Origin of the sequence: Celeribacter ethanolicus (assembly GCF_002407265.1) — a bacterium.
Taxonomy (GTDB): Bacteria; Pseudomonadota; Alphaproteobacteria; order Rhodobacterales; family Rhodobacteraceae; genus Celeribacter; species Celeribacter ethanolicus.
This window is the reverse complement of sequence record NZ_CP022196.1, coordinates 3,606,506-3,618,488: the sequence shown is the minus strand read 5'-3', so window position 1 is coordinate 3,618,488 and position 11,983 is coordinate 3,606,506. Positions and strand designations below refer to the sequence as shown.

The following is an 11,983-nucleotide window of genomic DNA, read 5'->3' as shown; positions in this document are numbered from 1 at the left end:
GGGATCAGTCGTCCTTGTGGACAAGCCCCTTAACTCCGTCCCAGGCTCCGGGGCGCAGAGCCACGCCCAAAACCCGGTCGGGGTTGGTCGGCGGTGGCATCTGGACACGGTCGAGCTTCTCGAAACCGAAACGGCTGTAATAGGGCGCATCGCCCACCAGCATCACCCTGTCCCAGCCAAGGCGCACCGCCTCCGCCATCGACTCGGTCATCAACATGCCGCCAAGCCCCTCGCCCTGCCGCGTCGGGTGCACGGCGACAGGCCCCAGCAAGAGCGCGCGGTGTTCGCCTGCCCCGATGCGGATCGGCCAGAACCGAATCGCGGCGGCCAGAACGCCGTTTTCATCGCGGGCAATGAGACAAAGATCCTGAACCTTCGGCACGCCGTCGCGCAGGCGATAAGACGACAAAAGCTCGCGTCCGGGTGCAAAACAGGTGTCGTAGAGGGCTTCGACCTCCCACCAATCCGCGTCCGTTTCCACGTCGAGCTTGTACACATCCGCCTCATTTCTCGCCGCAGGGCTTGCAGCCTGCTGGTTTTGCTCGAAATCCTGCTAGCACGACGCTACATGAGGGGCAACGCGAAGAAGAGGTCCCGCACAATGTTCTACCGCCCCAAAGACGGCCATGGCCTGCCACACAATCCGTTCAACGCCATCGTGTCGCCCCGCCCCATCGGCTGGATCTCCACCCGTTCGTCGGACGGGCACGAAAACCTCGCGCCCTATTCCTTCTTCAACGCCGTCGCCTATATCCCGCCGCAGGTGATGTTCTCCACCGTCGGTGCGAAGGATTCCCTGCGCAACCTCCGGGAAACCGGCGAATTCTGCGTCAATCTGGTGGGCGCGAACCAGATCGCGGTGATGAACGCCTCCTCCGAGGCGCTCGGCTTCGAGGAGGACGAATTCGCCCATTCCGGCGCGCTCCGCGCCCCCTGTCGCGACATCGCCTGTTCCCGCGTCGAGGACGCGCCGGCCTCTCTCGAATGCAAGGTGAGCCAGATCGTGCGCCTCGAAGGCAAGGAGAACTTCGCGATTTTCGGCGAGGTCGTCGGCATCCACATCCGCGAGGATTGCGTCATCGACGGGCGGTTCGATGTCGTCCACGCCCGAATGCTGTCGCGCCTCGGCTATCGCGATTACGCCGAGGTCAAAGAGGTCTTCGAACTGACGCGCCCGAATGATTAATCCCCAATGACTGAGCTTGTCTGAGTATTTTTCCAGCAAAGGAAACGCATAAGGGGCCACCAGGCCCCTTTTCTTGTCTTTATCGAACATTCGCCCTCAGTGCCCGGCGCCCAGCACCCCGGTGCGCACCGAATAGTCGGTCGCGACCTCGTAATCCGGGTCGTCGTCGCTGTCGATCATCAGGTGCCCCGCGTTTTTCAACAACCGGTGACAGTCGCGCGACAGGTGACGGAGTTGAATCTCCTTGCCCTGCGCCTCGTATTTGCCCGCCAGGCTTTCGATGGCATTGAGTGCGGATTGATCCGCCACCCGGCTGTCGCCGAAATCGACGATCACCATCGACGGGTCGGTGGCCGGGTCGAACATTTCGAGGAAGCCTTCGACCGAACCAAAGAACAGCGGCCCCTGGATCTGATAGACCTTCGCCCCTTCCGGCGTTTCATAGGTCTTGGCATGGATGCGCGAGGCGTTCTGCCAGGCATAGGCCAGCGCGGAGACGATCACGCCGACGACCACCGCCACCGCGAGGTCTTCGAACACGGTCACCACGGTCACGAGCACGATGACGAAAGCGTCGACACGCGGCACTTTGCGCATCACGTTGAACGAATTCCACGCAAACGTGCCGATCACCACCATGAACATCACCCCCACGAGAGCTGCGAGCGGGATTTGTTCGATCAGCGGGCTTGCGACCACGATGAAGAGCAACAGGAACACCGCCGCAGTGATCCCGGCCAGACGTGTGCGGCCACCCGATTTCACGTTGATCATCGACTGACCGATCATGGCGCAACCGCCCATGCCGCCGAAGAAACCGGTCACGACATTGGCCGTGCCCTGTGCGACACATTCCTGCGACACGCCACCACGCTCGCCCTTGATCTCGCCCACGAGGTTCAGCGTCAGAAGGCTCTCGATCAGGCCCACGGCGGCCCCGACCAGCGCATAGGGGAAGATGATCTTGAGCGTCGCAAGGAAGCTGTCCATGCTCTCGAACATCGGCACGGCGGGGATATGAAACTGCGGCAACCCGCCTTTGATCGTCGCCATATCGCCCACCCGCGGCACGTCGATGCCAAAGGCGATCACCACCCCTGCGGTCACCAGAATGCCCGCCAGCGGTGCCGGTATGACCGACGTAAACTTGGGCAGGAAATGCACCACCGCCATGGTCAGGCCGACCAGCGCCAGCATGATCATCAGAGGCAGACCGGACATGTAATGATCCGTCCCCGGCTCTTTGAATTGCGTCATCTGAGCAAGGAAGATCACGATGGCGAGGCCATTGACGAACCCGAGCATCACCGGATGTGGCACCAGACGGATGAATTTGCCGAGCCGGAAAATCCCCGCGAAGATTTGCAGAAGCCCCATAAGAACCACGGTCGCAAAAAGGTATTCGACCCCGTGGTCCGCAACGAGGCTCACAAGCACCACCGCGATCGCCCCCGTCGCCCCGGAAATCATCCCCGGACGTCCGCCAATCAGCGCGGTGATCAACCCCATCAGGAAAGCGGCATAGAGCCCGACCAACGGGTTCACCCCGGCGACAAAGGCAAAAGCCACCGCCTCCGGCACCAGAGCCAGAGCGACGGTCAACCCCGACAGCAGGTCGGTTTTGATTTGTTTCGGCGTCAGCGGATAGGAAGACGAAGAGGTAATGGAGAGATTCTTCGCAAAACTTGCGAGTGCGGATTGGATCACGGGGGGCCCCCAGATGTCAGGAAAGGTGCGTTTGCCCCCTCTTAGCGCGATTGTCACCGTGGCGCAAAGACCGAAGCCGAACGCTCCCCCCAATCGAGTGGCAGGACCGCAACAGGTTCGACGGAGCTGGCCGGTTTACCCGACCAGCTTCGCCGGGATCAGTCCACGCAGGGAATTTCCGACCCAGACCCGCACCGCCGTGCGCAGGTCCGCTTCGGTCAGAACCGCTTCGCGCACACGTCCCTGGGCCAGCATCTCCTCGCGCAGCACCCCCGGCAACAGCCCCGAAGACAAGGCGGGGGTCAGCATCTCGCCGCCCCGCTCCAGAAAGACATTGGTGATCGTGCCTTCGCAAAGCTCCCCGCGCGTGTTGAGGAACAGCAGCTCGTCGACCCCCTCGGGCAACGCCGCGCGGGCCTGATCGTAGAGCTGGCGCTCGGTCGTCTTGACCGAGAGCCAAGGGGCGGTCGGATCAAGGCGCGTTTCGTGCACCTGCACCCTGAACACAGGTTTCGCGAGGGCAAGCGGCGCGTCTTGCAACTCGAGCGTACCCGCCCAAGCCAGCGTCAGACGCATCCGGCGCGGGATGTCGGCGCGAAACTCCGTCATGAGGCGTTCGGCCTCCGCCTGATCGAACGCGACGTTCAGCTTTTCCGCCGTCCGCGCCATCCGCGCGAGGTGCAGTTCTCCCCGCGTCATCCCTTTCTCGGGCACGTAGCCAAAAGTCTCGATGATACGGAAACCGTCGCTCATGAGATGGGCTCCAGATCGGCAAAGCGGGATTTCAGCAGCGCCTCGTCATATTCCGACTGCGCCTCACTGTCATAGACCACACCGCCGCCGACATGCAGTCGTGCCTGCCCGTCTGCCATTTCCAGAGTGCGGATCGCCACGTTGAAACACGAGCGCCCATCCGGCGCGGCCCATCCGATGGAGCCGCAATAATGCCCACGCGGACCGGCCTCCAGCTCGTGAATGATCTCCATCGCGCGGATCTTGGGGGCACCCGTCACGGACCCGCAAGGAAACAGCGCACGGAAGCGATCGTAAAGGCCGATCCCCGGCAAAAGACGCGCCGTGACGGTCGAGGTCATCTGATGCACTGTGGCGTAGCTTTCGATTTCGAAAAGTTTGGGCACCTTGACCGACCCCACCTCGGACACGCGCGACAGGTCGTTGCGCAACAGATCGACGATCATCAGGTTCTCAGCCTGATTTTTCTCAGACCCGGCGAGCCAATCCCTGGAAGCGACATCCTCTTCCGGCGTCGTGCCACGCGGCACGGTGCCTTTCATCGGACGTACGGTGATGCCCCCCGCCCCGTCGGTCTCGTAGAACAGCTCCGGTGAACGCGACAGAACCGCCGTGCCATCGGGCCGTTCGATCAAAGCGCCGTGGCCCACAGGCTGGCGCGCCTTGAGCCGGTCATAGAGCGCGCGCGGTGCGAGATCGGAACTCAGTGTCAGCGGAAAAGTCAGGTTGGCCTGATAAATATCGCCAGCACGGATGTACTGCGCCACCGCGTCAAAGGCTTCCTCATAGCGCCCTGCGCCCCAGAGCGGCTGCTTATCCGTAGAGCCTTCGTTCGGAACCTCGCGGGCGCTCAAAGACACAGGCGCCTCGTAAATCCCGACTTCCAGAAGCGGCACATCGCGCCCCTCCGGCAAGAGCGGCAAGAGGCACGGCTCGAAACAATAACCCAGCTCATAGGAAAACGCGCCCGCGATCCAGAAGCCCTCCGCCAGAGCCGCCTCCAACCGATCGAACGCCACCGCAACCTCGTCCGGGTGGTGGGCGAAGACCATATCTTTCGGGTTATGGAACAGGCTGCCTTCGTTCAAAGGTCCTGTATCGAATTCGATCCGCATCTCATCCCCGGCGTGTTCGGACGCGCAGCGTTCTACGGCGTGCCCCCCCGCTTTGGCAAGTCCACCTGCGCCTCCTGTCGCAGTTATCCTGAGCCAGATCGCCGTGCACTCAATGTGCGCCCTGTCGAATTGCCTCTTGCGCGCCGCAATGCTGCGCCGCAAAGTTGGGCTGAACAGGCGAGCCAGGAGACGAATATGACGGGAAAACAGCGTGTGATCGGCGTGATGGGCGGCTCTGGCGTCTATGAGATCGACGGGCTGGAGGATGCCGCCTGGCAGGAGGTCACCACCCCTTGGGGCGATCCCTCCGACGCGCTTCTCACCGGCACGTTGGATGGCGTCAAAATGGTCTTCCTGCCCCGTCACGGGCGCGGGCATGTCCATTCACCCTCCACCGTCAATTACCGCGCCAATATCGACGCGATGAAACAGATGGGCGTGACGGACCTGTTTTCCGTCTCCGCCGTCGGATCGTTCCGCGAGGAAATGGCGCCCGGCGATTTCGTCATCGTCGATCAGTTCATCGACCGGACCTTTGCCCGCGAAAAGAGCTTTTTCGGCACGGGCTGCGTCGCGCATGTTTCCGTCGCCCACCCGGTCTGCGAACGCCTGTCCGGCATCGCCTATGAGGCCGCGCGCGTGACGGGCGTCACGGTTCATATGGGCGGCACATATCTCGCCATGGAAGGGCCGCAGTTCTCCTCCATGGCCGAGAGCAAGATGTACCGGGACTGGGGCTGCGACGTGATCGGCATGACCAATATGCCGGAGGCCAAACTCGCCCGCGAAGCCGAAATTTGCTACGCCTCCATCGCCATGGTCACCGATTACGACAGTTGGCACCCGGATCACGGCGCAGTGCAGATCACCGACATCCTCAAGACGCTCAAGGCCAACACGGCGCACGCCAAATCCCTTGTCGCGGCGCTCCCCGAGCTTTTGGGCGGCGCTTATGAGCCCTGCCCCTTCGGCTGCGACCGCGCGCTGGACTATGCGATCATGACCGCGCCGGACAAACGCGACCCGGAGATGATCGAGAAACTGGCGACCGTCGCAGGTCGTGTCTTGAAAGGATAACCCGATGCCCTTAGACCTTTGGCTGGCCTTTGTCGCCGCCTCCACCGCTTTGCTGATGATCCCCGGCCCGACGATCCTTCTGGTGCTCTCCTATGCCCTCACCCAGGGCAAACGCGTCGCCGTCGCCACCGCTCTCGGCGTCGCACTTGGCGATTTCATCGCCATGACCGCCTCGCTTCTGGGTCTGGGCGCGCTGGTGATGGCCTCGGCCACCGCCTTTACCGCCCTCAAATGGGTCGGCGCCATCTACCTCTTCTACCTCGGCTTCAAGATGCTGAAATCCGCCCCCCACGCCACGCTCGGCACGGTCGAACAGATGGGCCATGTCAGTTCGAAACAGGTGTTCACCCATGCCGCTGCGGTCACCGCGCTGAACCCGAAATCCATCGGCTTCTTCATCGCCTTCGTGCCGCAGTTCATCACCCCCTCCGCGCCCATCGTGCCCCAGTTCACCGTGTTGATCGCGACCTTCGTCACCCTCGCCACCCTCAACGCGCTGGCCTATGCCCTTCTCGCCAATCGTATGCGCCAACGCATCCAGCGTCCCCGCGTGCTGCGCAACATGACCCGCGCGGGCGGTATCGCGCTCCTCGGCATGGGGGCCTTGACCGCCACGCTGCGCCGCGCCGCCTGACAGAAGAGAGAAAGACCATGAAAACCGTCAAGGATTACATCCGCACCATCGTCGATTTCCCGCACGAGGGCATCCTGTTCCGCGATGTCACCACGCTCTTTGCCGACCCGCGCGGCATGCGGCTCGCCATCGACCAGTTGCTCGATCCTTACGTCGGCCAGCGCATCGACAAGGTGGTCGGCCTCGAAGCCCGCGGGTTCATCATTGGCGGGGCCATCGCGCACCAGCTCTCCATCGGTTTCGTCCCGATCCGTAAAAAGGGCAAACTGCCGGGTGCTGTGATCTCCGAAGAGTACAAACTCGAATATGGCGAGGCCGTCGTCGAGGTGCATGACGACGCGATCCAGCCCGGCGAGAAAATCCTCGTGGTCGACGATCTTCTCGCCACCGGCGGCACCGCAGAGGCCGGGATCAAACTGGTCGAACGTCTGGGCGGCGAAATCGTCGGCTGCGCCTTCATCATCGACCTGCCGGACCTCGGTGGTCGCAAACGTCTGGAAGATCTCGGCTACGACATCCACGCCCTCTGCCAATTCGAAGGGCTTTAAACGCTTTCGTAAGGAATCGAACATAAAGCTGTGCCTGTTCCGAGGAGCCGGAATGCTGTCTGCACCACATGTGAGCACTCACATCCCGCGCCCTGATCGCCCCCGGTCAGGGCGCTTTTCTCTGTGCCCCGCCGGCTCTCAAAGCACAAACCAGCTTTCTGATGGCTGAAATACTCAGCCCCCTTAGCCCCGCAGCACCGCGCCGGGGTTCATGATCCCCTTCGGATCGAGCGCCGCCTTAATCGCCCGCATCGCTGACAATTTCGCCGGATCGCCATAGCGCTCCAAATCCTCCGCCTTCAGCCGCCCGACGCCGTGCTCGGCCGAAAACGACCCGTCGTACTCCGCGACCAGATCATGCACCACGCGCTTCACCTCGGCCCGGATGTTCTCATATTCCGACCGGTCCCGCCCCTTCGCCGGGAAGACGTTGTAATGCAGGTTGCCGTCCCCCAGATGGCCAAAGGCATTCACCCGCACATCTCCCAATTCCGACAACCGTTCGATCCCCTCCGGGATGAACGCCGCAATCCTTGACAGCGGAATGGAAATGTCATGCGAGGAAATCGACCCGATCCGCTTGTTGCCCTCCGGGATCGTCTCCCTGAGCGTCCAGAACTCCTGCCGCTGCGCCTCGCTCTGGGCAATCACGCCATCGCTCACCAACCCCGCCTCAAACGCGCGCTCAAACAGCGTCGCCAGCATCTCGTCCGGGTCGGATGCGCCCGACACGCCCAGATCCATGAACACGCACCACTCCGGGCGGGTCTCGAACGGCTGGCGAATATCCGGCACCGTCTCAGCCAAAAACTCCAGCCCCATCCCGGAGATCAATTCGAAGGCCGAAATTCCCTCCCCGGCAATCCCCTGTGCCATGTTCAAAAGCTCCAGCGCCGCCGCAGGGGACGGCACCACAAGGATCGCCGCCGCCGTCCGCTCCGGCCTCGGGAACAACCGAAGCGCCGCCGCCGTGATCACCCCCAGCGTCCCCTCCGCCCCGATCAGCAGGTTGCGAATATCGTAGCCCGTGTTGTCCTTGCGCAGCCGTTTCAGCCCGTGGAAAATCTGCCCATCCGGCAGCACCGCCTCGATCCCGAGGCACAGCTCACGGGCATTGCCATAGCGCAGCACATTCAGCCCGCCCGCATTGGTCGAGAGATTCCCCCCGATCCGGCAGGTCCCTTCGGCCCCCAATGAGAGCGGGAACAACCGCCCCGCCTCTTCCGCCGCGTTCTGCACATCGGCCAAAATCGCCCCGGCTTCCGCGACAATCATGTTCTCCTGCGGATAGACCGCGCGAATGTGAGTCATCCGCTCCAGCGACAAAACCACCGGCGCCGGTCCCTCATAGGCGATCTGACCAAGGACCAATCCGGTGCCGCCGCCCAATGGCACGATGCCCACGCCTGCCTCGTGGCAAAGCCGCACCACGGTGGCGACCTCTTCGACCGTCTTCGGACAAGCGATCGCTGCGGCCTGCCCGTGATAGCGCCCGCGCGGGTCTTCCAACTCGCCGGGACGGCGGTCGCGCAGCATGCCGGGCGGCAGGGCCGCGTCAAGCCGGTCGAGAAATTCGGGTGTGGCGGGTTGGGTCATCGGGAACTCCTTTCCCCCGGATGTAGCTCAAAGCGGCTCACACGGAAAGAAGCAGCGCCCGCGCAAGGGTCCGACAAAAGTCCGACAGAAATCCGACGCTTTGCCGACAGAGGTTTCAGCGCCGCAATCAGGCCAGCCCGACATCCGTCGGCCCTCGCCGGTCGTGCCGCAGCGAGGAATAAAGCACATGGTTGCGCCAGCGCCCGTTGATCTGCAAATACGCCTGCGCAACGCCTTCGTATTTGAATCCGGCCTTCTCCAAAGCCCCCCGCGAGGCGGCGTTTTCCGGCAGGCAGGCGGCTTCGATCCGGCTCAGATCGAGCTTGGTAAAGGCATGATGCACCACCGCCGCGATGGCCTCTTTCATATATCCCTGACGGGCGTAACGCGCGCCGATCCAATAGCCGATGGTCCCCGCCTGTGCGGGCCCCCGCCGGATGTTATCCAGCGTCAGGGCCCCCACCAAAGCTTCGTCTTCCCGGCGGAACAGAAACACCGGAAGGCCGGTGTCCGCCTTATAGGTCCGCTCCGCCCAGAAGACACGATTGGTAAAGGCCTTACGCGTCAGGTGATCCGCCGCCCAGGTCGGCTCCCAAGGTTGCAAGAACTCCCGGCTCTCCGCCCGCAACACCGCCCAGGCGCGATAATCGGCATGTTGCGGCAGGCGTAAGACCATGCGCTCCGTGTCGATCTTCACCTTGGGGCGGCGCTTGAGCATCAGGCGGCGAACCTTTCGCGCAGATGCTCCAGTTCAGGGGCGGCTTTGACCGGGCCGTAAAGCGCCATGGAGGCCTTACCCATACCGGTTTTCACAAGGAATTCCCGCACGTTATCCACCGTCACCGCATTGATCCGCTCGACGGTTTCCTCAAGCGCCGGGATGCGCCCCCAGATGCCGATCATCCGCGCATTGCGCTCGGCGCGCGACGACGGGCTTTCCAGCCCCATCAGCAATCCGGCCTTGATCTGCGCCCGCGCGCGATCCACTTCCACGAGCGTCATCTCTTTGGCGGCGCGTTTCATCTCGTCGATGGTCACCTCCGCCAGATCCTTGATCTGATCGCCCGAAGTGCCCGCATAAATCGTGGTCAGACCGGTGTCGGAATAGGCCCCGGATTGCGCGTAGATCGTATAGCAAAGACCGCGCCGTTCGCGCAGTTCCTGAAACAAACGCGAGGACATGCCGCCGCCCAAAGCGGTGGTCGCGGTTTGCGCGATGTAGATGTCTTCGTCGCGATAGGCAGGGCCTTCGAAGGCCAGCGTGAAATGCGCCTGTTCGAGTTTCTTGACCTTGCGATACTGGCCGCCTTCGAAAATCGCCGGATCGGCATGATCGCGACCATGCGGTTTGAGGCCGCCGAAAATCTCTTCGGCCTCGGCGACGATCCGGTCGTGGTCGATATTGCCCGCCGCCGAGAGCACCATACGTTCGGGGCTGTAATGCTCTTCGACAAAGCCTGCGAGATCATCGCGGCTGAAATTGCGCACCCGCTCGGCAGGGCCCAGAATGGTCCGGCCCAGCGCCTGTTTCGGGAAGGTCGCCTCCTGCAACCAATCGAAAATCACATCGTCCGGCGTATCGAGCGCCTGCCCGATTTCCGACAGGATCACACCGCGCTCAAGCTCCAACTCTTTCGGATCGAAAATCGGATTGAGAACGATGTCCCCGATCACATCGAGCGCCAGAGACACGTCGTCTTTCAGCACCCGCGCGTAATAGGCCGTGGTCTCCCGCGTCGTATAGGCGTTGAGATACCCACCCACGTTTTCAAGCACTTCCGCGATTTCCAGCGGCGTGCGGCGATGCGTGCCTTTGAAGGCCATATGTTCGAGAAAATGCGCAATGCCATTTTGTTCGAGCCGCTCATGCCGCCCGCCCGCCATGACCCAGACACCGATGGAGGCCGACTGCATCGAGGGCTGAAGCTCGGTGACGATGCGAAACCCGTTGGGCAGCGTGTGAATGCGCGGGCTCAAGCAAGACGCTCCTTGATCAGAGTTTTCAGCCCTTCAAGATCGTTCGGCACAACCGTGAAGCGTTCGTCGCGTTCGAACAGGTCCGCCATATGTGGCGGAAGCGCCGGGTGCACGCCACAGGCGGCTTCCACGGCAGCGGGGAATTTCGCCGGATGGGCGGTGGACAGCGAGATCATCGGCACTTCGGACAGGTTCTCCTCGCCGACCTTGACGGCCACGGCAGTGTGCGGGCACAGCACTTCGCCGGTGCGCGCATACATGTCGGTGATCGTTGCGCTGGTTTCCTCCTCCGAGGCCCGGCCAGAGGTGAAAGTTTCACGCAGACGGTCCATCGCACCTTGGGAAATCGCGAAAGAGCCGGATTTCAATTCATCCATAAGCTGGGCAATCGCGGCCCCTTCGCGGTCATAGACATCGAACAGGGCACGTTCGAAGTTCGAAGACACCTGAATGTCCATCGACGGCGAGATCGACGGCGTCACGCCCTCTTTCGTATAGGCGCCCGTCACCATGGTGCGGTGCAGAATGTCGTTCTGGTTGGTCGCGATCACCAGCTTGTCGACCGGAAGCCCCATGCGTTTCGCAATATAGCCGGCGAAAATATCGCCGAAATTGCCGGTCGGCACGGTGAAGGACACCTTGCGATGCGGCGCGCCGAGAGAGACGGCGGAGGTGAAATAATACACCACCTGCGCCAAAACGCGCGCCCAGTTGATCGAGTTCACAGCGGCCAGTTTGACGCCCTCGCGGAAGTCCTGATCGGCGAACATTTCTTTCAGCGCGGCCTGACAATCGTCGAAATCCCCCTCGACGGCGAGCGCATGCACGTTGCTCTCCGGCGGCGTCGTCATCTGGCGACGCTGCACATCGGACACCCGGCCATGCGGGAAGAGGATGAACACATCCACATTCGACAGGCCTTTGAACGCCTCAATCGCGGCGGAGCCGGTGTCGCCGGAGGTCGCGCCAACGATGGTCACATGTTTGGCGGAGCGCGACAGGGCAGCCTGGAACAACTGGCCGATGAGCTGCATCGCGAAATCCTTGAACGCCAGCGTCGGCCCGTGGAACAGCTCCAAAAGGAAATGGTTCGGCCCCAACTGCACCAGCGGCGCGCGGGCATCGTGTTTGAACCCGGCGTAGGCCTTGGAAATGATTTCCTTGAATTCCGCATCCGTGAAGGTCTCGCCGATGAAGGGCTTCATCACAATGAACGCCGCTTCTTCGTAGGACAGCCCGGCAAGAGAGGCGATCTGATCCGCACTCAGGGTCGGGATGGTCTCGGGCACGTAAAGCCCGCCGTCGGAGGCAAGGCCCGTCAGCATGGCCTCTTCAAAGTTCAGCACCGGCGCTTGGCCACGGGTCGAAATGTAACGCATGTGTTCCGCTC

General features: G+C 62.4%; 12 protein-coding genes. 4 read left to right on the top strand and 8 right to left on the bottom strand.

What is annotated here, in order from left to right; genetic code table 11:
- Positions 1–4: 4 nt before the first annotated feature.
- Positions 5–496 carry a GNAT family N-acetyltransferase gene (locus CEW89_RS17745; protein WP_096806800.1) on the bottom strand — a complete coding sequence of 164 codons (492 nt, stop codon included), beginning with the start codon at positions 494–496 and terminating at the stop codon, positions 5–7.
- A 105-nt stretch (positions 497–601) separates the two neighbouring features.
- Between CEW89_RS17745 and CEW89_RS17740 the strand changes: the two genes are divergently transcribed.
- Positions 602–1,186 carry a flavin reductase family protein gene (locus tag CEW89_RS17740; RefSeq protein ID WP_066710215.1) on the top strand — a complete coding sequence of 195 codons (585 nt, stop codon included), beginning with the start codon at positions 602–604 and terminating at the stop codon, positions 1,184–1,186.
- Between the two features lie 96 nt (positions 1,187–1,282).
- On the opposite strand, the gene CEW89_RS17735 is transcribed toward CEW89_RS17740, so the two are convergent.
- The 3 genes from CEW89_RS17735 to CEW89_RS17725 form a co-directional block, all read right to left on the bottom strand.
- A complete protein-coding gene (locus tag CEW89_RS17735) occupies positions 1,283–2,851 on the bottom strand; it encodes a SulP family inorganic anion transporter (protein WP_425321035.1) in 1,569 nt (522 codons plus the stop codon).
- 177 nt (positions 2,852–3,028) lie between these two features.
- The gene (locus CEW89_RS17730) at positions 3,029–3,646 is read right to left on the bottom strand and encodes an aminotransferase class IV family protein (RefSeq protein ID WP_096806798.1); all 618 of its coding nucleotides are present in this window, start codon (positions 3,644–3,646) and stop codon (positions 3,029–3,031) included.
- Positions 3,643–4,761, bottom strand: coding sequence for an aminodeoxychorismate synthase component I (locus tag CEW89_RS17725; protein WP_096806797.1), 1,119 nt, complete (start codon positions 4,759–4,761; stop codon positions 3,643–3,645). The genes CEW89_RS17730 and CEW89_RS17725 overlap by 4 nt, the downstream gene beginning before the upstream one ends.
- Before the next feature lie 195 nt (positions 4,762–4,956).
- Between CEW89_RS17725 and CEW89_RS17720 the strand changes: the two genes are divergently transcribed.
- Genes CEW89_RS17720 through CEW89_RS17710 form a run of 3 tightly spaced genes read left to right on the top strand, consistent with a single transcriptional unit; the run spans position 4,957 to position 7,020 of the window.
- On the top strand, positions 4,957–5,838 hold the full coding sequence (locus CEW89_RS17720; protein ID WP_096806796.1) for an S-methyl-5'-thioadenosine phosphorylase: 882 nt from the start codon (positions 4,957–4,959) through the stop codon (positions 5,836–5,838).
- A 4-nt stretch (positions 5,839–5,842) separates the two neighbouring features.
- Positions 5,843–6,472: a LysE family translocator gene (locus CEW89_RS17715; RefSeq protein WP_096806795.1), complete on the top strand. Its 630-nt coding sequence runs from the start codon at positions 5,843–5,845 to the stop codon at positions 6,470–6,472.
- 17 nt (positions 6,473–6,489) lie between these two features.
- Positions 6,490–7,020, top strand: coding sequence for an adenine phosphoribosyltransferase (locus tag CEW89_RS17710; protein WP_066710199.1), 531 nt, complete (start codon positions 6,490–6,492; stop codon positions 7,018–7,020).
- Positions 7,021–7,203: 183 nt separating this feature from the next.
- Here CEW89_RS17710 and CEW89_RS17705 read toward each other — a convergent pair whose 3' ends face one another.
- From CEW89_RS17705 to thrC, 4 genes are all read right to left on the bottom strand, one after another.
- Entirely contained in the window at positions 7,204–8,616 is a 1,413-nt protein-coding gene (locus CEW89_RS17705) for an FAD-binding oxidoreductase (protein WP_096806794.1), read from the bottom strand.
- 127 nt (positions 8,617–8,743) lie between these two features.
- A complete protein-coding gene (locus CEW89_RS17700; protein WP_096806793.1) occupies positions 8,744–9,334 on the bottom strand; it encodes a GNAT family N-acetyltransferase in 591 nt (196 codons plus the stop codon).
- Positions 9,334–10,593 carry a M16 family metallopeptidase gene (locus CEW89_RS17695; protein ID WP_096806792.1) on the bottom strand — a complete coding sequence of 420 codons (1,260 nt, stop codon included), beginning with the start codon at positions 10,591–10,593 and terminating at the stop codon, positions 9,334–9,336. Before CEW89_RS17695 ends, CEW89_RS17700 begins: the two co-directional genes overlap by 1 nt.
- A complete protein-coding gene (gene thrC / locus CEW89_RS17690; protein ID WP_096806791.1) occupies positions 10,590–11,972 on the bottom strand; it encodes a threonine synthase in 1,383 nt (460 codons plus the stop codon). The genes CEW89_RS17695 and thrC overlap by 4 nt, the downstream gene beginning before the upstream one ends.
- Positions 11,973–11,983: the final 11 nt, after the last annotated feature.

Coding starts and splice junctions, on each gene's coding strand:
- CEW89_RS17740 (WP_066710215.1), top strand. CDS start 602: ATGTTCTACCGCCCCAAAGACGGCCATGGCCTGCCACACAATCCGTTC.
- CEW89_RS17730 (WP_096806798.1), bottom strand. CDS start 3,646: ATGAGCGACGGTTTCCGTATCATCGAGACTTTTGGCTACGTGCCCGAG.
- CEW89_RS17725 (WP_096806797.1), bottom strand. CDS start 4,761: ATGCGGATCGAATTCGATACAGGACCTTTGAACGAAGGCAGCCTGTTC.
- CEW89_RS17720 (WP_096806796.1), top strand. CDS start 4,957: ATGACGGGAAAACAGCGTGTGATCGGCGTGATGGGCGGCTCTGGCGTC.
- CEW89_RS17715 (WP_096806795.1), top strand. CDS start 5,843: ATGCCCTTAGACCTTTGGCTGGCCTTTGTCGCCGCCTCCACCGCTTTG.
- CEW89_RS17710 (WP_066710199.1), top strand. CDS start 6,490: ATGAAAACCGTCAAGGATTACATCCGCACCATCGTCGATTTCCCGCAC.
- CEW89_RS17705 (WP_096806794.1), bottom strand. CDS start 8,616: ATGACCCAACCCGCCACACCCGAATTTCTCGACCGGCTTGACGCGGCC.
- CEW89_RS17700 (WP_096806793.1), bottom strand. CDS start 9,334: ATGCTCAAGCGCCGCCCCAAGGTGAAGATCGACACGGAGCGCATGGTC.
- thrC (WP_096806791.1), bottom strand. CDS start 11,972: ATGCGTTACATTTCGACCCGTGGCCAAGCGCCGGTGCTGAACTTTGAA.